The organism is Massilia mucilaginosa (assembly GCF_011682145.1).
Taxonomy (GTDB): domain Bacteria; phylum Pseudomonadota; class Gammaproteobacteria; order Burkholderiales; family Burkholderiaceae_D; genus Telluria_A; species Telluria_A mucilaginosa.
Genome location: NZ_WHJH01000014.1, coordinates 50830 through 72272, shown reverse-complemented (window position 1 = coordinate 72272; position 21443 = coordinate 50830). Strand labels below are relative to the sequence as shown.

Annotated in this window: 22 protein-coding genes; 14 read left to right on the top strand and 8 right to left on the bottom strand. The window is 63.0% G+C overall.

Going from position 1 to position 21443, the window contains the following annotated elements; all coding sequences use genetic code 11:
* The first annotated feature begins 44 nt into the window (after window positions 1-44).
* The 12 genes from F2P45_RS14055 to F2P45_RS13995 all read left to right on the top strand — a co-directional run bounded on the left by F2P45_RS14055 (window position 45) and on the right by F2P45_RS13995 (window position 14920).
* Window positions 45-851, top strand: coding sequence for an ABC transporter ATP-binding protein (locus F2P45_RS14055; RefSeq protein ID WP_166875886.1), 807 nt, complete (start codon window positions 45-47; stop codon window positions 849-851).
* Between the two features lie 131 nt (window positions 852-982).
* On the top strand, window positions 983-1879 hold the full coding sequence (locus F2P45_RS14050; protein WP_166875883.1) for a branched-chain amino acid ABC transporter permease: 897 nt from the start codon (window positions 983-985) through the stop codon (window positions 1877-1879).
* Window position 1880: 1 nt separating this feature from the next.
* Window positions 1881-2939 carry a branched-chain amino acid ABC transporter permease gene (locus tag F2P45_RS14045; RefSeq protein ID WP_166875880.1) on the top strand — a complete coding sequence of 353 codons (1059 nt, stop codon included), beginning with the start codon at window positions 1881-1883 and terminating at the stop codon, window positions 2937-2939.
* A 54-nt stretch (window positions 2940-2993) separates the two neighbouring features.
* Complete coding sequence (locus tag F2P45_RS14040; RefSeq protein ID WP_370663253.1) at window positions 2994-4274, top strand: ABC transporter substrate-binding protein; 1281 nt, start codon at window positions 2994-2996, stop codon at window positions 4272-4274.
* A gap of 69 nt (window positions 4275-4343) precedes the next feature.
* A complete protein-coding gene (locus F2P45_RS14035) occupies window positions 4344-5165 on the top strand; it encodes an ABC transporter ATP-binding protein (RefSeq protein ID WP_166875878.1) in 822 nt (273 codons plus the stop codon).
* Between the two features lie 9 nt (window positions 5166-5174).
* Window positions 5175-5528: an MmcQ/YjbR family DNA-binding protein gene (locus tag F2P45_RS14030; RefSeq protein ID WP_166875875.1), complete on the top strand. Its 354-nt coding sequence runs from the start codon at window positions 5175-5177 to the stop codon at window positions 5526-5528.
* Entirely contained in the window at window positions 5525-6805 is a 1281-nt protein-coding gene (locus tag F2P45_RS14025) for a phenylacetate--CoA ligase family protein (RefSeq protein WP_166875872.1), read from the top strand. The genes F2P45_RS14030 and F2P45_RS14025 overlap by 4 nt, the downstream gene beginning before the upstream one ends.
* Before the next feature lie 256 nt (window positions 6806-7061).
* Complete coding sequence (locus F2P45_RS14020) at window positions 7062-7643, top strand: hypoxanthine-guanine phosphoribosyltransferase (protein WP_166875869.1); 582 nt, start codon at window positions 7062-7064, stop codon at window positions 7641-7643.
* A gap of 499 nt (window positions 7644-8142) precedes the next feature.
* Window positions 8143-9810: a glycosyl hydrolase family 18 protein gene (locus F2P45_RS14015; protein ID WP_166875866.1), complete on the top strand. Its 1668-nt coding sequence runs from the start codon at window positions 8143-8145 to the stop codon at window positions 9808-9810.
* A gap of 108 nt (window positions 9811-9918) precedes the next feature.
* On the top strand, window positions 9919-10914 hold the full coding sequence (locus tag F2P45_RS14010; protein ID WP_166876074.1) for a cupin-like domain-containing protein: 996 nt from the start codon (window positions 9919-9921) through the stop codon (window positions 10912-10914).
* 149 nt (window positions 10915-11063) lie between these two features.
* Complete coding sequence (locus F2P45_RS14000; protein ID WP_441295246.1) at window positions 11064-13355, top strand: chitinase C-terminal domain-containing protein; 2292 nt, start codon at window positions 11064-11066, stop codon at window positions 13353-13355.
* Window positions 13356-13447: 92 nt separating this feature from the next.
* Complete coding sequence (locus F2P45_RS13995; RefSeq protein WP_229505083.1) at window positions 13448-14920, top strand: glycoside hydrolase family 19 protein; 1473 nt, start codon at window positions 13448-13450, stop codon at window positions 14918-14920.
* Between the two features lie 94 nt (window positions 14921-15014).
* Here the strand turns inward: F2P45_RS13995 and F2P45_RS13990 are convergent, their stop codons facing one another.
* From F2P45_RS13990 to F2P45_RS13965, 6 genes are all read right to left on the bottom strand, one after another.
* Window positions 15015-15968, bottom strand: a complete 954-nt coding sequence (locus F2P45_RS13990) for an NAD(P)H-dependent flavin oxidoreductase (protein ID WP_166875863.1) — start codon at window positions 15966-15968, stop codon at window positions 15015-15017.
* A 98-nt stretch (window positions 15969-16066) separates the two neighbouring features.
* Entirely contained in the window at window positions 16067-17011 is a 945-nt protein-coding gene (locus F2P45_RS13985) for an MBL fold metallo-hydrolase (protein ID WP_229505082.1), read from the bottom strand.
* 8 nt (window positions 17012-17019) lie between these two features.
* On the bottom strand, window positions 17020-17463 hold the full coding sequence (locus F2P45_RS13980; RefSeq protein ID WP_166875861.1) for a hypothetical protein: 444 nt from the start codon (window positions 17461-17463) through the stop codon (window positions 17020-17022).
* On the bottom strand, window positions 17464-17670 hold the full coding sequence (locus tag F2P45_RS13975; protein WP_166875859.1) for a DUF1289 domain-containing protein: 207 nt from the start codon (window positions 17668-17670) through the stop codon (window positions 17464-17466).
* Window positions 17667-18110, bottom strand: a complete 444-nt coding sequence (locus tag F2P45_RS13970) for a thioesterase family protein (RefSeq protein WP_166875856.1) — start codon at window positions 18108-18110, stop codon at window positions 17667-17669. The genes F2P45_RS13975 and F2P45_RS13970 overlap by 4 nt, the downstream gene beginning before the upstream one ends.
* Before the next feature lie 19 nt (window positions 18111-18129).
* The gene (locus F2P45_RS13965; RefSeq protein ID WP_166875853.1) at window positions 18130-18495 is read right to left on the bottom strand and encodes a VOC family protein; all 366 of its coding nucleotides are present in this window, start codon (window positions 18493-18495) and stop codon (window positions 18130-18132) included.
* A gap of 143 nt (window positions 18496-18638) precedes the next feature.
* On the opposite strand from F2P45_RS13965, the gene F2P45_RS13960 reads away from it, so the two are divergent.
* Window positions 18639-19052, top strand: a complete 414-nt coding sequence (locus F2P45_RS13960; RefSeq protein WP_166875850.1) for a ribbon-helix-helix domain-containing protein — start codon at window positions 18639-18641, stop codon at window positions 19050-19052.
* Window positions 19053-19076: 24 nt separating this feature from the next.
* On the top strand, window positions 19077-20387 hold the full coding sequence (locus F2P45_RS13955) for an extracellular catalytic domain type 1 short-chain-length polyhydroxyalkanoate depolymerase (protein ID WP_229505081.1): 1311 nt from the start codon (window positions 19077-19079) through the stop codon (window positions 20385-20387).
* 28 nt (window positions 20388-20415) lie between these two features.
* On the opposite strand, the gene F2P45_RS13950 is transcribed toward F2P45_RS13955, so the two are convergent.
* Both F2P45_RS13950 and F2P45_RS13945 read right to left on the bottom strand, forming a co-directional pair.
* Window positions 20416-20847 (bottom strand): DUF29 domain-containing protein, encoded by a 432-nt coding sequence (locus F2P45_RS13950; protein WP_166875847.1) that lies wholly within the window; start codon window positions 20845-20847, stop codon window positions 20416-20418.
* Window positions 20848-20953: 106 nt separating this feature from the next.
* Complete coding sequence (locus F2P45_RS13945) at window positions 20954-21208, bottom strand: hypothetical protein (RefSeq protein ID WP_166875844.1); 255 nt, start codon at window positions 21206-21208, stop codon at window positions 20954-20956.
* Window positions 21209-21443 lie beyond the last annotated feature (235 nt).

Sequence of the window (21443 nt, the reverse complement as noted above, 5' to 3'; positions counted from 1 at the left end):
TGAAGATGAACGAACTTAATGATCCAGCGAAGAATGAACCAGCGATGAATGAGCCAGCAATGGCGGGATCGGCGCGCAAGATCGGGCCGGTGATCCTCGACCTGAACAACATCTCGCTGTCGTTCGGCGGGGTCAAGGCGCTCACCGACATCTCGTTCAACGTCAGGCGGCACGAAATCCGCGCCATCATCGGACCGAATGGTGCGGGCAAGAGTTCGATGCTGAACGTGATCAATGGCGTGTACCGCCCGCAGCAAGGGGAGATCGTGCTGCGCGGGGAGCACCGCAAGAACATGGACTGTTACGGCGCGGCCAAGGCGGGCATTGCGCGCACCTTCCAGAACATCGCGCTGTTCAAGGGGATGACGGTCCTGGACAACATCATGACCGGCCGTAACCTGAAGATGAAGTCGAATTTCCTGATGCAGGCCTTGTACTGGGGGCCGGCGCGGCGCGAGGAGATTGCGCACCGCGAAAAGGCGGAGGAGATCATCGATTTCCTGGAGATCCAGGCGATCCGCAAGACGCCGGTGGGACGGCTGCCGTACGGGCTGCAAAAGCGCGTGGAGCTGGGACGGGCATTGGCGGCCGAACCCGATATCTTGCTGCTCGACGAGCCGATGGCGGGCATGAACGTGGAGGAGAAGCAGGACATGTGCCGTTTCATCCTCGACGTGAACGACCAGTTCGGGACCACCATCGTGCTGATCGAGCATGACATGGGCGTGGTGATGGATATTTCGGACCGCGTGGTGGTGCTCGATTACGGCAAGAAGATCGGGGACGGCACGCCGGATGAAGTGCGCAGCAATCAAAACGTGATTAATGCGTACTTGGGAGTGGCGCATTGAAGCTATCGCAAACGACATATACCCCGTCGTTCCCGCGCAGGCGGGAATCCATAGCACCTTTGAGCATAGGTGCTATGGCCCCCCGCCTGCGCGGGGGCGACGGAGCTAACCGACGGACCTGAGGACGCACCATGAATTTTTTCTTTGAAGTCCTGATCGGCGGCCTGCTTTCCGGCGTCATGTACGCGCTGGTCGCCATCGGTTTCGTCCTGATCTACAAAGCCTCGGGCGTGTTCAACTTCGCCCAGGGCGCGATGGTGTTTTTCGCCGCCCTCACCTGCGTCGGCATCATCGACAAATTCGGCGTCTCGATCTGGATCGCCATTCCGCTCACCATGGTGGTGATGATCGCGCTCGGTCTTGCCATCGAACGGGTGGTCCTGCGCCCGCTGGTCAACCAGCCCGAAATCACCCTCTTCATGGCCACCATCGGCCTGGCCTTCTTCATCGAAGGCCTGGCCCAGCTGCTGTGGGGCTCGCAGGTGCACAAGCTGGACTTGCCGATCGAAGACGTACCGATCCCCTACCTGCTCGATAACTACAACATCATCGTCTCCCAGTTCGACGTTACCGCCGCCGCCATCTGCGCGCTGCTGGTGACCGCGCTCGCGCTGCTGTTCTCGAAAACCAAAGTCGGCCGCGCCCTGCGCGCGGTCGCCGACGACCACCAGGCGGCACTCGCGGTCGGCATCCCGCTGCAGCAGATCTGGGCCGTGGTGTGGTCCGTGGCCGGACTGGTCGCGCTGGTGGCGGGCCTGTTGTGGGGAGCGCGCAACGGCGTGCAGTTCGCGCTGACCTTCATCGCCCTGAAAGCGCTGCCGGTCTTGATCCTGGGCGGGTTTACCTCGGTCCCCGGGGCGATTGTCGGTGGCCTGATCATCGGCGCGTCCGAAAAGCTGGCCGAGGTGTATATCGGCCCGATGGTCGGCGGCGGCATCGAAGGCTGGTTCCCGTACGTGCTGGCCCTGTTGTTCCTGCTGGTGCGGCCGGAAGGCCTGTTCGGCGAAAAAATCATCCGGAGAATCTGACATGTTTTACCGCGAAGCCGGACAATTCAAGACCACCTACGAAACCGACGGGCAGATCTTCCCGATCCGCCAGGACCGCATCGCCCTGGGCGCCCTGCTGCTGCTGGCGCTCGTCCTCGTGCCGCTGTTCGCCTCGCCCTACATGCTGTCGGCGATCCTGATCCCGTTCCTGATCTTTGCGCTGGCCGCGCTGGGACTGAACATCCTCACCGGCTATTGCGGCCAGCTCTCGCTCGGCACCGCCGCCTTCATGGCGGTCGGCGCGTTCGCCTCGTTTAACTTCATCGCGCGCCTGCCCGGCATTCCGATGCTGCTCGCCTTTGTGCTGGGCGGCCTGTGCGCCGCAATGGTGGGTATCGCCTTCGGCCTGCCGTCGCTGCGCATCCGCGGCTTTTACCTGGCCGCGTCGACCCTGGCGACCCAGTTCTTCGTGGTCTGGTGCCTGACCAAGATTCCCTACCTGACCAATTACAGCAGCTCGGGCGTGATCACGGCGCAGAAGATCGTCATCTTCGGCTACCTGTTCGATACGCCGGCCAGCAAGTACATGCTGGTGCTGGCGATCGTGGCGCTCATGGCGCTGCTGGCCAAGAACATGATCCGCTCCAACGTGGGCCGCTCGTGGATGGCGGTGCGCGACATGGACGTGGCGGCCGAAGTGATCGGCTTTCGGCCGATGCGCACCAAGCTGCTGGCGTTCGCGGTCAGTTCGTTCTACTGCGGCGTGGCCGGCGCGCTGTACGCCTATGCCTATCTGGGCACGGTCGAACCGGAAGCGTACAGCCTCGATCTGTCGTTCCGCATCCTGTTCATGATCATCATCGGCGGGGTCGGCTCGGTGCTCGGTTCCTTCCTGGGCGCGGCCTTCATCGTGCTGCTGCCGGTGTTCCTCAATATCCTGGCGCACAGCCTGTCGCTGCCAACCTCGGTGGCGTCGAACCTGGAGTTCATGGTGTTCGGCGCGCTGATTATCTTTTTTCTGATCGTGGAGCCGCACGGCCTTGCGCGCCTGTGGCAAGTAGGCAAAGAAAAACTGCGGCTTTGGCCGTTCCCGCACTAACGCATTCTTCCGGAGACCACAATGAATCACGTAAAACACAAGATGAAGAGCATCATGCTGTGCGCCACCCTGATCGGCGCCTTCAACCAGGTGCAGGCGGCCGACCAGTTCCTCGCGCTGCCGTCCTACCGCGTCGGCCCGTATGCGGCCGGCGGTTCGGGCTTTTACGGCGGCGCGATCGACTACTTCAACCTGGTCAACGCCAACGGCGGCGTCAATGGCGTCAAGATCCTGTGGGAAGAATGCGAGACCGAATACAACCCGTCGCGCGGCATCGAATGCTACGAACGGCTGAAAACCAAGAACGGCGGCGCCACCATGGTCGAGCCGCTCTCCACCGGGATCGCCTACGGCGTGCTCGATCGCCTGGTGCAGGACAAGATCCCGATGACGACCCTCGGCTACGGCCGCTCCGACGCGGCCAACGGCAAGGTGTTCCCGTACGTGTTCCCGCTCATTACCAGCTACTGGAACCAGGCGGCGGCGATGATCAAGTACCTGGCCGACAAGGAAGGCGGCTACGCCAAGCTGAAAGGCAAGAAGATCGTCCACCTGTACCACGACTCGGCCTTCGGCAAGGAACCGCTGCCGGTGCTGGAAGCGCAGGCCAAGCAGTACGGCTTCGAGTTGATCAAGATCGCGGTGGCGCCGCCGGGCAGCGAGCAGCAGTCGCAGTGGCTGCAGATCCGCCAGGCCAGGCCGGACCACGTGATCCTGTGGGGCTGGGGCGTGATGAATTCGGTGGCGATCAAGACCGCGCAGCGCAACGGCTTCCCGCGCGAGAAGATGCTGGGCGTGTGGTGGGCCGGTTCGGAAGAAGACATGATTCCATCGGGCGAAGCGGCCAAGGGCTACACCTCGATGACCTTCAACACGCCGGGTAACTACCCGCTGATCGACGAGATCCGCAAGAAGGTCTACGCGGCCGGCAAGGGCAACCTGTCCGACCAGGCGCGTATCGGCTCGGTGTACCACATGCGCGGCCTGACCGCCGGCATCCTGTGGGTGGAGGCGATCCGCGTGGCGCAGGACAAATTCGGCAAGGGCAAAACCATGACCGGCGACCAGATTCGCTGGGGCCTGGAAAACCTGAACGTGGACGAGGCGCGCCAGAAGGCGCTGGGCGCGTTCGGCATGTTCCCGACCGTGAAAACCAGCTGCGACGACCACGAAGGCTCGGGCGCGGTCAAGGTCCAGCAGTGGGATGGCAAGAAGTGGATCGCCATCACGCCAAACTGGGTGGTGGGCGACAAGGCCCTCACGCGCAAGCTGGTCGAGGAGTCGTCGGCGGCCTACGCGGCCGAGAAGAAGATCACGCCGAGCTGCATGAAGTAAGCATATCAAGTCCCTTGCCCTCGCGCCAGAGCAGCGGCGCGAGGGATTTTTATACCATGCGAAAAGCCTATGACCACCATCGCTGCCAGCACGCCGTACCTGTCGGTCAATAACATCGAAGTCATTTACGACCATGTGATCCTGGTTTTGAAGGGCGTGTCGCTGCAGGTCCCGAAAGGCAAGATCGTGGCCCTGCTGGGCGCCAACGGCGCCGGGAAATCGACCACCCTGAAAACCATCTCGACCCTGCTGCGCGGCGAACGTGGCGACGTGACCAAGGGCGAGGTGCAGTTCAAGGGTGAACGGGTGGACCACCTGACGCCGAACGAATTGGTCAAGCGCGGCTTGTCGCAGGTGATGGAGGGCCGTCACTGTTTCGGCCACCTGACTATCGAGGAAAACCTGCTGACCGGCGCTTACACGCGCAGTATCCCGCGCGCCGAACTGAAAGCCGCGCTGGAAGCGGTGTACCAGTATTTTCCGCGTCTGAAAGAGCGGCGCGGCAGCCAGGCCGGCTACACATCGGGCGGCGAGCAGCAGATGTGCGCCATCGGACGCGCGCTGATGGCCAAGCCGTCGATGATTTTGCTCGATGAACCGTCGATGGGCATCGCGCCGCAGATCGTCGAAGAGATCTTCGACATCGTCAAGGATCTCAATCAGAAAGAAGGCGTGTCGTTCCTGCTGGCCGAGCAGAACACCACGGTCGCGCTGCGCTACGCCGACTTCGGCTACATCCTCGAAAACGGGCGCGTGGTGATGGAAGGCGAGGCGAAGGAACTGGCCAACAATGAAGACGTCAAGGAGTTCTATCTTGGCGTGGCCGGGGCCGAGCGCAAGAGTTTCAGGGACATGAAGTTTTATCGCCGCCGCAAACGCTGGCTGGCTTGAAAGATCACGATGAATTTTGAAGCTGCAAAAGCGCTGTGCCGCACCTTCCCCGGCGCGACCGAAGACCTGAAATGGGACACGCGGGCCGTGTATTCGGTGGGCGAGAAGATGTTCGCGATGTCGGATCACGCGGTGCCGGCCAGCGGCATCTGCTTCAAGGTGGAGGACGAGCGCTTTCTGGAGTTGACCGACCGCCCCGGCATCATTCCCGCGCCGTACCTGGCGCGGGCCAAGTGGGTGTACGTGGAGGACGCGAAGGCGCTCAGCGACGCGGAAGGCGCGGCGCTGCTGCGGCGCGCCTACGAACTGATTTTTGCCAAGTTGACCCGCAAGCTGCAACGCCAGATCGGAGAACAAGCATGAAGGTAGACAACCTCGGGGACACCCGCGACACCCTCGACGCGCTGGAGACGCGCGATCCGCAGGAGCGCGAGCGCGACCTGATGGCGCGCCTGCCGCAACTGATCGAGCGCGCCCGCAGCGCGCCGGGCTGGGCGCGCATCCTGGAGGGCGTCGATAGTGCCGCCATCGACAGCCGCGCCGCGCTGGCGACGCTGCCGATCACGCGCAAGGCCGACCTGAAGGCGCTGCAGACGGCGTCCAGGCCCTTCGGCGGGCTGGCGGTGACGCCCGTCGGCGAGCTGTCGCGCGTGTATGTGTCGCCGGGGCCGATTTTCGATCCGGAGGGACGCGGCCAGGACTGGTGGCGCTTTGCGCGGCCGATGTACGCGGCCGGCGTGCGCGCGGGCGGGCTGCTGCAGAACTGCTTTTCGTATCACTTTACGCCGGCCGCCTTCATGGTCGAAGGCGGGGCGGCGCGCATCGGCTGCGCGGTGATTCCGGCCGGCGCCGGGCAGACCGAGATGCAGGTGCAGGCGATTGCCGACCTGCGTCCGGATACGTATGTGGGCACGCCCTCGTTTTTGCGCATCATTATCGAAAAGGCGCGCGAGATGGGGGCCGACATCAGCAGCATGCGCAACGCGCTGTTGGGCGCCGAGGCGCTGCCGGAGTCCTTGCGCGCGTGGTTCCGCGAAAACGGCGTGCCGCATGTGTTCCAGACCTATGCGTCGGCCGATATCGGCAGCATGGCGTACGAAACGGCCACCGGCGGCGTGCTCAATCCCGGCATGATGCTCGATGAGGATGTGGTGCTCGAAATCGTGCGCCCCGGGAGCGGCGAGCCGGTGGCGCCGGGCGATATCGGCGAGATCGTGGTGACCTTGTTCAATGCGGATTATCCCTTGATCCGCTTTGCGACGGGGGATATGTCGGCGCTGCTGGTCGATGCCGGGCCGTCGCGCTGCGGGCGCACCAACAGCCGGATTCGCGGCTGGCTGGGACGGGCCGACCAGACTACCAAGGTCAGGGCGATGTTCGTGCATCCGTCGCAGGTGAATAACATCGTGCGCCGGCATCCGGGCATCTTGAAGGCGCGCCTGGTGGTGACCGGCAGGATGGCCAACGATGTGATGACCTTGCACTGCGAGGTGGCCACGGCGCCGGATGCGGCGCAGGCGGCGGCGATCGTGGAGTCGATTCGCGAGGTGACCAAGCTGCGCGGGGAAGTGCGGTTCGAGTCGCCTGGGACCCTGGCTGACGATGGCAAGGTGATCGAGGATTTGCGCGATTACAGTTGAACTGTCGCTATGTCGCTCACGCGACCAACGACGGCATTCGCCGCACCACCGACATCGTTCCCGCCCCCACCCTCGTCGTCCCCGCGCAGGCGGGGATCCATAGCACCTTTGAGCATAGGTGCTATGGGTTGCCGTGGGGGCGCCCAGCCCTTCGCGGGAACGACGGGCGCTCGCCGTGTCGCACAATTCCAACGGTCCCCATTGTGCAGTGCACTTTCCCGCATAATTGCCTGGTGTCCTTTATGAGCTAACTACCATGCAAGAATTCCACGCTGAACGTGCACGCACCCTTCTCAACAATGCGGAGGAAATCTTCGATGGCGCCGCCGTCCAGGCCGCCGTGCGCCAGGTCGCGGACAAGCTCAACGCCCGCTTCGACCGCCTTGACAACGCCGCCTTCCCGCTCGTGCTCGGCGTCATGGGCGGCGCCGTCGTGTTCACCGGCAACCTGTTGCCGCAGCTGCGCTTCCCCCTCGAATTCGACTACATCCACGTCAGCCGCTACGGCGACGACGACCAGGGCGGCAATGTGGTGTGGAAAGTCATCCCGCGCCCCAGCGTGGCCGGCCGCATCATCATCGTGCTCGACGATATTTTGGACGAGGGCGAAACCCTGGCCCAGGTCAAGCAGCGCCTGCTCGACATGGGCGCGGCCGAAGTCGTCATCGCCGTGTTCGCCGACAAGGCCCTGAAACGCAGCAAACCGGTCAAGGCGGACATCGTCGGCCTGTCGATTCCCAACAAGTTCGTGGTCGGTTTCGGCATGGATGTGTATGGCTACTGGCGCAACTTGCCTGGCCTGTGGGCAATCCGTCCGGAAGACCTCAAGCAGCGGTGATTTTCAACAAAATCGTCACGCGCATGAAAAACCCGCCGCTTCCTACGCGGCGCGGGTAATACCAATCAAAATGGGTACTAAATCGGTACTACTGACCTTGTGTACAATTTGATATCTCTCTGATATCCCGCCTTTCTCCAACCCTACACTTGACGATGCGTTTCCCGAATATGCATGCGCGATAAAGGCATACCTTGCCTGGACGCGACATTCTTTCAGAAATCTAACTGGTATTTCATTTTACTCAACTCGCTAAAACCACTTGACTACCAATTCTCCGAGGCTCACTCTGGCTCACCGTTTTCCGGATTGATCGGCGCAGTTCCGATTGCAGAGGGACCTCGAAAAACCGTAGCGAGCGGTGCAAGTTTCGTCTAAGAAGCGCAGCCGTACGAACGTACGGTGAGCATCGCAGGGCGAAAATGGCGCCGCGCAGTAGGTTTTTCGAGGTCCCATGCAGAAGATCGTAAAACGGACACCCATCGACCAAGGAGACAACATGCAATACAACACAAAGAGCAGCCTGCTGATCGCGCTCATCGGCGGCATGCTCGCCGCGTGCGGCGGCAGCGGCGGCGACAAATCCGACATGCAGGGCAGCATGACCAAAACGGCTGCGGCCGTGGTCGCCTGCGCCGACTGGAATGCGAGCGCCATCTACACCGCCGGTCATTGCGCGGTCTACCAGGGCAAGGTCTACAAAGCCAAGTGGTGGACCCAGAACAATATCCCCGGCACAGAACAATGGGGACCGTGGGAACTGACCACCGATACCCCGACGCCGACGCCTACCCCGCCGACCCCGACACCGACGCCGCCAACACCGACGCCGCCGACCCCAACGCCACCGACGCCGACCCCCACCCCGGTCGGCGGACGTGAAATCGGTTCCTACTTCGCGCAGTGGGGCGTGTACGGCCGTGGCTACGAAGTGGCCGACATCCATACCACCAAGACACCAGTGAACGGCGTGCCGACCAGCGTGGCTGACCAGCTCACCTTCATCAACTATGCCTTCGGCAATGTGTACGCCAAAAACGGCGGCTACGAATGCGACATGGTGACCAAGGCCGAAACCGGCAACACCACGCCGCCGCCAGCCGACGCCGGCACCGGCGGCGATGCCTATGCCGATTACCAGCGCTCGCCTGCGCGCACCGTCGACGGCAAGGTCATCCCTTGGGATGCCAAGCTGACCGGCAACTTCGCCCAGCTGAAACTGCTGAAAGCGGCCCACCCGAACCTGAAAGTATTCATTTCGCTGGGCGGCTGGAGCTGGTCGCGCTACTTCTCGGCGGCCGCCAAGACCGACGCCCTGCGCAAGCAGCTGGCGCGCTCGTGCATCAAGCAATTCATTGCCGGCGACTTGCCGGTGCAGGATGGACGCGGCGGACCGGGCGCGGCCAAGGGCGTGTTCGACGGCATCGATATCGACTGGGAATACCCGGGCGGTGGCGGCCAGTCGTACAACACGGTCGACACGGTCAACGACAAGCGCAACTTCACCTTGCTGATGGCCGAGTTCCGCGCCCAGCTCGACGCACAGGGCAAGCTCGACGGCAAACGCTATCCGCTGACGGCCGCCATCGGCGCCGGCGGCGAGAAGATTGCCCAGACCGAACCTGCGCTGTATAGTCAGTACATGGACTGGGTCAACGTGATGACGTACGACTTCCATGGTGGATGGGAAAACACTACTAATTTCCATGCGCCACTTTACCGTGACCCTGCCGACCCGGCGACCGGCAACCTGATCAAGTACAACACCGACGACGCGATCAAGACGCTGATCGCAGCCGGCATGCCGAAGAACAAAATCCTGCTGGGCGTGCCGTTCTACGGCCGCGGCTGGAAAGGCGTGAGCCCCGGCCCGCGCGGCGACGGTTTGTACCAGGCAGCAAGCGGTCCGGCAGCCGGCCAGTACGAATCCGGCATCGACGACTACAAGGTTCTCATCAATAAGGCCGGCACCCGCTGGACTCATCCGGTGACCAAGCAGTTGTACCTGCTGACCACGAACAGCGAATGGTGGAGCTATGACGATCCGGCCACCATCGATGTGAAGATGAAGTATGTGCGCGATCAGGGCCTGCGTGGCGCGTTCTCCTGGGAACTCGACGGCGATGCCAACGGTACCCTGACCAGCGCAGTATGGAAGGGCCGCTAAGCGGCTAAGCGGAGGGACCGGTTGCCGACTCACAAGGCGGCCGGTTTCTCCATGCCCGCAACCTCCTGGAGAAACCTCTTGAAAATTCAATCGAACGCGAAGCCGGCCATGCAGCTCAACGACGACTGGCGCCGCTGGATCGCCGAAAACCTCATGCTCGGCACACCGCCCGAGACGATCGCCGCCATCCTGGTCAAATCGAACCTGTCCCAGGCGAATGCCCGGACCGAAATCGACGCGGCGCTGCGCAGCCCGTATTTGCAGGCTGCGCGCAGGCTGGCCAATCGGGTCAACAAGCGCGACTGGGTGCTCAACATCCAGTCGCAATTGAACCGGCTGTACGACGAGGGGATTGAACGACGGGAACGGCTCTCCGGCGAGGACTTCCTGCAACAGTACTACCGCACCAACCGGCCGGTGATCATCACCGGCATGCTGGAGCATTTCCCGGCACGCCAGAAATGGAACCTCGACTATTTTGCGGAGCGCTTCGGCGAACGCGAGGTCGAGGTGCAGTTCGGACGCGAAGCCGATCCCCAATACGAGCTCAACAGTATCGCCCACAAGCGCAAGATGCCTTTCGGCGAGTACGTGGAGATGGTCCGCACCAGCGGCCGCACCAATGACTTCTACATGACCGCCAACAACGACTCGCTCAACCGCGAGGCGTTGAAGGAATTGTTCGAGGACGTAGGCACCCTGCCCGAGTACCTGGATGACGACCCGGGCCGGCGCGGCTTTTTCTGGTTCGGCCCGGCCGGCACGGTAACCCCGTTCCACCACGACCTGACCAATAACTTCATGGCCCAGATCGTCGGGCGCAAGAAGATCAAGCTGATGGCGCCGTCGGACACGCCAAGGATCTACAACCACCGGCACTGCTTCACCGAGGTGGACGCCCGCAACATCGACCTGGCGCGCTTTCCCGCCATGGCCGAGGTGCAGGTCCTCGAATGCGTGCTGGAACCGGGCGAGATCCTGTTCCTGCCGGTTGGCTGGTGGCATTACGTGGAAGGGCTCGATATTTCGGTGACGCTGTCGACGACCAATTTCCGGTGGCCGAACGACTTCTACAGTAACTATCCCCCGAATCATGATTTTTAGGGGGAACACCATGAATGACGGAGACAATAAAAATGACGATCAATCGTTTGATGGGCGCCCTTCTCGGCAGCGCCCTGGTAGCGTGCGGAGGCGCCAGCGGTCCTGACGCCGTTCAGGGCCAGGGCGGCGAATCGAAGCAGCTGGCCCAGGTGGTGGTGTGCAGCGCATGGTCCGCCACCCAGGTGTACACGGCTGGCGCCTGCGTCAGCCATCTGGGCAAGACCTACACCGCGAAGTGGTGGACACAGAACAATGTCCCCGGCACCGAGGAATGGGGACCGTGGGCGCTGTCGACGACGCCGACGCCTACTCCAACACCGACGCCAACGCCTACTCCAACACCGACGCCAACGCCTACTCCAACACCGACGCCGACTCCGACGCCTACTCCAACGCCGACGCCGACTCCGACGCCTACTCCAACGCCGACGCCGACGCCGACACCGACACCGACGCCAACGCCGACGGTTGCCTGCCGCCCTGACGGCCTGACCTCCAAGGTGCCCAACGTGCCGTATTGCGGCGTGTACGACGCCAACGGCCGCGAAGTGCTCGCGCACGGCCTGAATCGCCGCATCGTCGGCTACTTCACCAGCTGGCGCACGGGCAAGGATGGCACGCCTTCCTACCTCGTCAACAACATCCCGTGGGACAAGATCACCCACGTCAACTACGCCTTCGCCGCGGTCGATCCCGCCACATCCAAGCTGTTGCTCGGCAGCGGCCCGGCCAATCCGGACACTGGCCTCACCTGGCCCGAGAACCCGGCCGCCGCGATGGACCCGAGTCTGCCGTACAAGGGCCACTTCAATATGCTGGCGCAATACAAGCGCAAGCATCCGGACGTGAAGATCATGCTCTCGGTGGGCGGCTGGGCGGGCAGTGGCGGCTTCTACACGGCCACCACCAACGCCGACGGCTCGCTCAACAGCGCCGGCATCGACACCCTGGCCGACTCGATGGTCGCGTTCCTGCGCCAGTACCGCTTCTTCGACGGCATCGACATCGACTACGAGCACCCGACCACCAACAACGAGGCCGGCAACCCGCTCGACTTCGGCATGTCGAAACCGCGCCTGGCCGGCCTGATGAAAAGCTACAACGTGCTGCTGGAAAGGGTGCGCACCAAGCTCGACACGGCGGCGGTGGCCGACAAGAAATACTACATGCTGACCATCGCCGGTTCGGCCTCGGCCTGGATCTTGCGCGGGGAAGAAAACCTGTCGGGCCTGAAGTACCTCGACTACGCCAGCCTGATGAGCTACGACCTGCACGGCGGCTGGAACCAGTACGTCGGTCCCAACGCGGCCCTGTTCGATGACGGCAACGATGCCGAACTGCGCGCCGGCAACGCCTACCAGTTCGCCAACATCGGCTACCTGAACGTCGACTGGTCGTACCGCTACTACCGTGGCGCCTTGCAGGCCGGACGCATCAACCTGGGCGTGCCGTACTACACACGCGGCTGGAAGAACGTCAACGGCGGCACCAACGGCCTGTGGGGCACCACCGCGCTGGTCAGCTCGACCGTGACCTGCGCCGGCGTCAAGACCTGCGGCGAAGGCGCGGTCGGCATCGACAACCTGTGGCACGACCTGGACGTCAACGGCCAGCCGATCCCCGGCGGCGGCAATCCGCTGTGGCACGCGCTGAACCTGGAAAAAGCCATCCTGCCGGACTACCTGGACGCCTACAAGGTGACCGACAAGACCCTGCGCGGCACCTACCAGCCGAACTACAGCGCCACCATGGCGGCGCCGTGGCTGTGGAACCCGACCACCCGCGTGTTCCTCTCGACCGAGACGGCGCAATCGATGGATGCCAAGGCGCGCTACATCGTCGACAACAACGTCGGCGGCATCATGATCTGGGAGATGGCGGGCGACTACGCGTGGGATGCCAGCAAGAACGGCGGCAAGGGCCAGTACGTGATGGGCAACACCCTGACCACCAACACCTTCAACACCTTCAAGGCGGCGGGGCCGTACGGCAACAAGCGCGCCGAGACGGCCGTGCCTGCCAGCAGCGCCAAAGTCAGCATCGAACTGGGCGGCTGGAAGCTGGGCGACAGCAACTTCCCGATCAATCCGGTGATGACGGTGACCAACAAGTCGGCCACCACGATTCCGGGCGGCAGCGTGGTCGAGTTTTCGTATCCGGTGTCGGCGCCGGCCAACATGAGCGACCAGTCGGGATACGGGCTGAAAGTGACGGCGGCGGGGTATACGGGGCCGAACAACATCGGCGGCTTCAAGGCCAACTTCAACCGCGCGCAGTTCACGATTCCGGCATGGCAGGCACTGGCGCCGGGTGCGTCGGTATCGCTCACGCTCAACTACCAGTTGCCGATTTCGGGGCCCTCGAACTACGCGATCACGGTCGGCGGCAAGCGCTATGCGCTGGCGGACGAGTATCCGGAACTGCCGGTGGCGCTGCCGTAAGCGTCGCTTGAGTACCTAGCCAAGGACCCGGAAACGCCAGCGCGCGCTTCCGGGTTTTTTCTGGCCGATATCCAATTTCCTGGAGTGAAAATATGAAACAGCAATTATCGACCTTGGCGCTGGGACTGCTCGCGGGCATGCTGGCCGGCTGCGGCGGCAATGGTGGCGGAGAATCAACGGGCAGCGACAGCGGATCGCGTGCGATGTCGAATGTCAGTGCGAATGCGGCCTGTCCGGCCTGGAGCGCCAGTGCGGTATTTACTGCCGGCATGTGCGTGATTTACGACAGCAAGGTCTACAAGGCGAAGTGGTGGACCCAAGGGAATGTGCCGGGGACGGAGCAATGGGGACCGTGGGAGCTGATCCCGCTGACACCAACGCCGACGCCACCGCCCGTACCGACGCCGACACCGACGCCGACTCCAACACCAACACCGACGCCGACGCCAACGCCAACCCCGACACCCGGCGGCGTTCCGACCAGGGCGCAGGCCGAGGCGCGCGAAGCGCAGCTGACCGACAACGCCTTCTTCCGCACGGTCAAGGCATCGATCCGCACGCTGGACAACGCGGGCGTCGAGCAAGTGGTTGCGGGACGCAGCGCCAATCCGATCAACGTCAAGCGCGTCGAGCGGCTGCTGCCGGCGACCAAATGGGATCACTTCTTCGCCGTGCGCGAGCCGAGCTATACCTACCAGCGCTTCCTGCAAGCGGTGGCCAAGTTTCCGGCCCTGTGCGACGACTACGCCGACGGGCGCGATGCGGACGGCATCTGCCGCCACACGCTGGCGACCATGTTCGCGCACTTCGCGCAAGAAACGGGCGAACACAACGCGAGCAGCACGCTTCCCGAGTGGCGCCAGGGCTTGAAGTACCTGCGCGAACTGGGCTGCGACGAAACCGGTGCCGGCTGCGGCTACAACGCCGAGTGCGCCGATCCGGTGTTCAATTCGGTCTGGACTTGCGGCAAGAATGCGGACGGCAGCTTCAAGAAGTATTTCGGACGCGGGGCCAAGCAGCTGTCGTACAACTACAACTACGGGCCGTTCTCGCAGATCATGTTCGGCGGCGATCAATCGGTGCTGCTGCGCGACCCGGACCGGGTGGCGTCGACGTGGCTGAATCTGGCGTCGGCGACGTTTTTCTTTGTGTATCCGCAGCCACCGAAGCCGTCGATGCTGCATGTGATCGACGGGACCTGGGTGCCGAACGCGGCCGACCGCGCGGCCGGGGCGGGGAACAACTTCGCCACGACCATCATGATCATCAATGCCGAGTGCGGACAGGGGACGGAAAAGGCGGCGGCGCAGAACCGCATCAACTACTACAAGCAGTTTGCGGGCGAGCTGGGGTGGAATGCGGGGGCGGAGCAGTTATCGTGCGCCACCATGCAGCGCTTCGGGCCGTCGAGCTCGGCGTCGTACAGCATTTACTGGGAGAAGAACTGGAATGAGGGCGGGCAGAATCAGTGCCAGCTGGTGAGTTACCAGACGCCGTATAGTGCGCTGATTGCGGATAACTATGTCAAGTGCGTGCAGGATAACTGGAAGGTCAAACTCCAGTAGAGCCGTCGCCCCGCGCCAAGGCGGCCCTCGGCGCGGGGACGACGGTCTTGAGACTAGCGATAATCGATCGCGCCCTCACCCAACCGCTTTGCGATTACAGCGCCAGCCGCGCGCGCGCGGCGTCGTATTCTTCCTTGAGGCGCGCCACCATGTCGGCGACCGTCGGCACATCATTCATCATCCCCACGCCCTGCCCGGCACCCCAGATATCGCGCCAGGCCTTGGCGCTGCCCGAACCGAAGCTCATCTTCGACTTGTCCGATTCCGGCAGGGCATCCGGATCGAGCCCGGCGTTGATGATCGATTTCTTCAGATAGTTCCCGTGTACGCCGGTGAACAAGTTCGTGTACACAATATCGGCCGCCGCCGATTCCACGATCGCGTCGCGGTATTCGTCGGTCACGTTCGATTCCCTGGTCGCCAGCCAGCGCGAGCCGATGTACGCGAAATCGGCGCCCATCGCCTGCGCCGCCAGAATCGCGTCGCCGGTGGCGATCGCACCCGACAAAGCCACCGGGCCATGGAAGAATTTACGCACCTCGCCCACCAGCGCGAACGGCGACAACGGCCCGGCGTGGCCGCCAGCACCGGCAGCGACCAGGATCAAGCCATCGACGCCCGCTTCCAGCGCCTTTTCGGCATGCCGGATCGACACCACATCGTGCAGCACGATTCCGCCATAGCTGTGGATGGCGTCGAGCATTTCTTTCGGCGGCGCGCGCAGCGAGGAGATGATGATCGGCACCTGATGCTTGACGCACATCGCGACGTCGTGTTCCAGGCGGTCGTTGGACTGGTGCACGATCTGGTTGACGGCGATCGGCCCCACCCTGGCGCCCGGGTTGGCAGCCTGGTAATCGGCCAGTTCCTGCTTGAGGTCGGTCAGCCAGGTGTCGAGCAGCTCGGCCGGACGGGCGTTGAGCGCGGGGAAGGAACCGACGATCCCAGCCTTGCACTGCGCCGCCACCAGCGCGGGTCCGCTGGCGATGAACATCGGCGATCCAATGACGGGAAGGGTGAGGTTTTGCAGCGCGGCGGGCAATGCCATGTCGGTCTCGCAATCGAAAAAAGTGGATGGAAGCAAATTCTCATCCATTATAGTGCGAAAAAAGTACGACCGTGCTTGAAAACTCGGCAGGAATGTGTTTACAGGTCGCTGTTGACCAGTTCTTCACCATCGCGCTTGGCCGCACCGGCCCGCACCAGCGATTGCACGGCCCAGTCGGCCATCTGGCCGGAGGTCTCGAAACGCTGCAGGTGGCGTGCGCGCGCGCCTTCGAGCACGGGAATGGTGGCGAACATGCCCGCCACGTCCGCCAGGCTGATGCGCTGGCGTTCGAGCAGCAGGAACTTGAGGATGACCTTGACCGCGTTTTCGGAATTGCGCAGCGGATCGGCTTCGAGAAAGTCGAGGCGCGTGAACGCCCGCTTCAACGCCGGCTGGACGTCGGTGAACATGGCGCCGTGGCCGGGAATGACGAGGCGGGCGTCCAGGCTGTCGATCAGGTCGAGCGTGGCGCGTGCCTCCAGGAAGCCCGATTCACCGTCGAGCTCGGGAAAAATCACGCCGAAACCGTTGCGCCACAAGGCGTCGGCGGAAATGACGATGCCTTCGCTCGGGCAAAAGAAGATCAGCGAATGCGGATGATGCCCGGGCGCGCCCAGCGCCTGCCACAGCTTGCCGCCCAGTTCCAGCTGGTCGCCGGGCGACACGCTAAAGTCGGCCTTGAACGGCTCGCACTGCTGGCCGGTGGCCTTGAAACTGAGCGCGTCCTCGTCCCAGGCCGCCACATTGCCGGCCTCGGCCACGGGAACGCCGATGCGGCAGCCGTAGCGCGCCTGGAGGGCCGCATTGCCGCCGCAGTGGTCCGAATGCAGGTGGGTGTTGATGACGCGCGCCAAAGGCCGCTCGCCGAGCGCGTGGCCGACCAGCGCCAGCGTCTGCGGCACGTGGGTCTTGTAGCCGCTGTCGATCAGGGTGGCTTCGCCGGCCCCGGTAAACAGCACATTGTTGGACGACAGCCAGCCGCGTTCGAACACCTGCATCGACGCCGGCAAGCGCGCCGGGTCGGGATTTAACATTGCACTCATGGGGGAACTCATTTTTTCATTTGAAACGCGAGCGAGATCTTGGCGAACTCGATCAGGACGGCTTGCGAGCCGCCATTGAAGGTGGTGAAGGAATTGCCGGTTCGCACAACCATGCGCGGCGGGAACAGCCACGAAAAGTAGGGAATGCCGATCATCTTGGCGCCGCGCACGTCGCGCCATTCGACCTGCTTGTCGTACAGCCAGGTCTGGCGGATGCCGGTGGCGTCCACCGTGGTGGTGGCGCGCAGGAACCAGTAATAGCTGACGCCCAGCATGACGATGGCGCCCACCAGCAGCGCCTTGACGCCCATCCCGAACGAGGGCAGCGGAAAGCGCCAGGCCACGCTGGCGGCGTACACCAGCAGCACCACGGTGACGATGGTGGCGAAGACTTTGAAGCCGGTCCCGTAGGCGGGGCCGGTAACGGCTTGCTGCGGAGTGTAGAAATTCATTTAGTCGAAGTCCAGTTCGGATTCACGGCGGCGGATTTCGGCCCAGACCGCGCGTTTGTACTCATCCGCGGCAGTGCCCCAGGCGACAATTTCATCGAGGGTGCGCAGGCAGCCGCGGCACAGCCCCTTGCAGGAAGCGGTATCGGGCGCCATTTCGCACAGGCTGATGCAGGGGGACGGCACCGGCGTCTGCAGTTCGGGATTCATGCGGCCCCCATGGGGTTGAGCGCGGCGGCCGCCTTGGCGGCGACCTTCGCGTTGAAGCGCACCGGGTCGATCACATGGCGCTCGTGGGTGCCTTCGCAGATGCGCTCGACGCCGTCCCACGCTTCCACGCGGAACAGCAGGCGGCGGCCGTCGACTTCCAGCACCTCGCCCTTGACAGCCAGGGTCATGCCGGGCGGGGTCGGCGCAAAATGGGAAAAGTGCACCATCGTGCCCAGGCTTTGCTCGCGCGGCCAGTCCATGAACGGCATGACGCCGTGCACGCAGGCCAGTTCCATCATGCCGACCAGGTAGCCGGTGGCCAGCACGTCGGGCATGTCGAGGCAGAAACCGGTGTCGTGGTACAGCTGCGGCACGCTGGCGCGCGCCGGAACGGTGTAGCTCCACTCGAAGCGGAAGCCGGCTTGCAGGTCGGGACTCATGCGCGGATTATGCCTTCTTTTAACGTTGCTCGATGAGCTCGACTTTGTTTCCGAAGGGATCGTTCACGGTGGCGCGTTGCAGTCCGTCCACCATCTCTTCTATCTGGACATCCACGTTAGCACCCCTCAACGCACCGACGAACGCATCGAAACCGGCGACGATCAAGGCCGGGTGTACTTTTTTGGCGGGCTGGAAAGCGCTGTCGGCCCCCAGGTGCAACTGGGCGCTGCCGCACTGGAACCAGGCGCCGCCGCGCACGGCCAGGTGGGCGGGCTTGGGCACTTCGGGCAGGCCCAGCACGCCGTTGTAGAAGGCGCGCGCGGCGTCTTCCGCGCCGACCGGCATCGCAATCTGCACGTGGTCGATTCCTGTAATGTTTGCCATCGTTTCTCCGCTGTGACGGGATTGATACATAAAAACGTCATTATCGCATTCAGACGAATCGCGCTTGACTGAGAAGCTCACAGGGGTAGACTACCATCCATACAGATGGCGTACGGATGCCACGCAGATGATATTGGAGACATATGAACGCCCGCGACCTGAAACTGAAACCTGCCGAATCGGAAAAAATCACCATCAACCTGGGCTTGATCGATCTTGGCCAGATCGACCTCCTGGTCAGTGAAGGCTTCTATTCGAACCGGACCGACCTGATCCGCACGGCGATCCGCAATCAGCTCAATACCCATGCCGAAGTGGTCCGGCAAACGGTGGCGCGCAAGAGCCTGGTGCTGGGAATGCATCATTATTCCCGGGCCGACCTCGAAGCGGCGCTGGCGGCGGGCGAACGGTTGCAGATCCAGGTACTGGGCATGGCAAGCATCGCCAGCGACGTCTCGGTAGAGCTGGCGCTGGCAACCATCGAATCCATTTTTGTGCTTGGAGCCCTGCATGCAAGCAGCGTGATCAAGACAGCACTGGCGGGCCGCATCCTCTGATGCGCTTACATAAGGAAAAAGCCAATGAAACTCAATGACAAACTGTTCGCGAACATGCGGGCGGCAACCAAGACCCTGATGGGCCAGGGGCCCAAATCCGCCACCAGCGTCATTCAGGAAGCGCTCAAGGTCCTGACGCCCCACAAAGGCGGTGCCGCCCAGCCAACGGCGGCGCCATCGGGAGCGCGCGAGATCACGCCGCCGATGCCTTCGCTCAATGGCGCCCAGGGTTTCAGCCAGGCGCGCGCAGGTACAGCGCCGCCCGGGCCGCAACCGCAGCCGGCGTCGCAGCCGCACGCGGCGGGCCCGTCGAACCACGAGCAATACGTCAAGAACGTGGTGCAGGACGCGACCGACGCCTTCCACAAGCTGATGCCCGACCTGCTCGCCAAGCTCGACCGTGCAGGCGCGAACGGCCATGCCGCCTTCAAGATGCCGCATTTCGACATCCCCGGCATGAACGGCATGCAGGATGGCGGCGCGTCGACGCCAGCCGAGGCGCTGCCTGGCAAATTTACCGACGGCAGCTTCACCAACGCGGCCGGCACCCGGACCTATAAATTGTACGTGCCGAGCAGCTACACCGGGCAAGCGATGCCGCTGGTGGTCATGCTGCACGGCTGTACGCAGGACCCGGACGACTTCGCCACCGGCACGCAGATGAATGTGCTGGCCGAAGAAATGCAGTGTCTGGTGGTGTACCCGGCGCAATCGATGCAAGCCAATTCCTCGCGCTGCTGGAACTGGTTCAATGCGGTCGATCAACAGCGCGGCCAGGGCGAGCCGTCGATCATTGCCGGCATTACCGAGGCCGTCATGCACAACCATGCGGTCGACGCCAGCCAGGTGTATGTGGCCGGGCTGTCCGCCGGCGGGGCGATGGCGACCATCATGGGCACCTTGTATCCGGAACTGTATGCGGCCGTGGGCGTGCATTCGGGCTTGCCGTTCGCCTCGGCGCACGATTTGCCGTCGGCCCTGGCCGCCATGAAGGGCAATTTCGGGCCGCAGCGCGCCAGCGGCAAGTCGATTCCGATCATCGTCTTCCATGGCGACAAGGATACGACCGTGCATCCGGTCAATGGCGACGAGCTGATCAAGCGCGGCGCGCATAACGTGATGCAGGAAATCATCGAGCCGGGCCGGGTGCCGGACGGGCACGCCTACACGCGCACCGTGCACCAGACGGTGAATGGCACGCCGCAGGCGGAGCAGTGGCTGATCCATGGCGCGGGCCATGCCTGGTCCGGCGGCAGCGCACGCGGCAGCTATACCGATGGCAAGGGACCGGACGCCAGCCGCGAAATGATGCGCTTCTTCCAGACCAAGCGCTAAGGCGGCGTTGTTCGAGGGTGGCGCTCGCCTAATCCGGCAGAAAATTATCATTGAGTACCTGGACCAGGGTCCAGGTACTCCTGCGCGGGAGTCCCGCGAGTTCCATGTGTTCGGCGGCAATGCCGAGGGCATCCTTCCACGCATCGTCGAGCCATTCGACATCGACCAGGGCCGACTGCAAACTGGGCATTTTGCGCAAGACGCGCGCAATGCTCATGCGCTGGTCGCCGATGCTGCGCAACAAGGCCGTATTGCGGCGGTCGGGCTGCGTATTCCATTCCAGCAATTGTGCAAACAAGGCCGACATGCGGCGTCCCAGCTCGCGTTTTTCGGCCTTGGCAACGCCTTCGATTTCTTCGGCGATGTTCTCCAGGTCGAGCGACGACCACTGCCGCGCCCGCAATAGGGCAGCCTGCTGGTAAGCCCAGGCCACCACGTCGGTGTCGTACAAATCTGCCATTGACCACTCCCAGTTCAAAGCCAACCCAGTCTCCGTATGGTAAGCCAAGCGAGCCCGGCACGGCTGAAAATCCCCACTGCCCGACAAGATAGTGGCGCGCCGCGACCTACCCAGGGAAAAACGTCGAATCGAGCACTTCCGCAGTGGCCCACACAGGCGTGCGCGGGAGAGTTTTCAATGTCGCCTGAACATCTCGATGAAGCTCATAAAAAATGTCGTGCAGATCGTGACCCCAAACTTTGGAACCGATTTTCGCTGGTTCGAGCGGTCCGCCCCGCTTGTGTTTAGATACGGCAACCTTTGCATCGCGGCACTTCAAGAGAAGCTCAACACAAAATGCTATGTTCGCGATGGCGGCCATGGACGATGCCTACAATAGAGCATCGTCGCGGTAGGCCGGGGCGGCCAGGTTGTAGTGCCCTAGGAGTCTGCGCGGCAGAACGATTTTTGACTACTTTTCGACATTTTCGGGGGTGCTTTACCCCTTCCCCATGTCGAGATCGTTGAACCTGGCGCGATCTGAGAGGCCGAAAATTTGAATGGCCGCTTCAGTTTTTCTGCCGCGCAGACTCCTAGGGCTGCTCGGTAAATATATG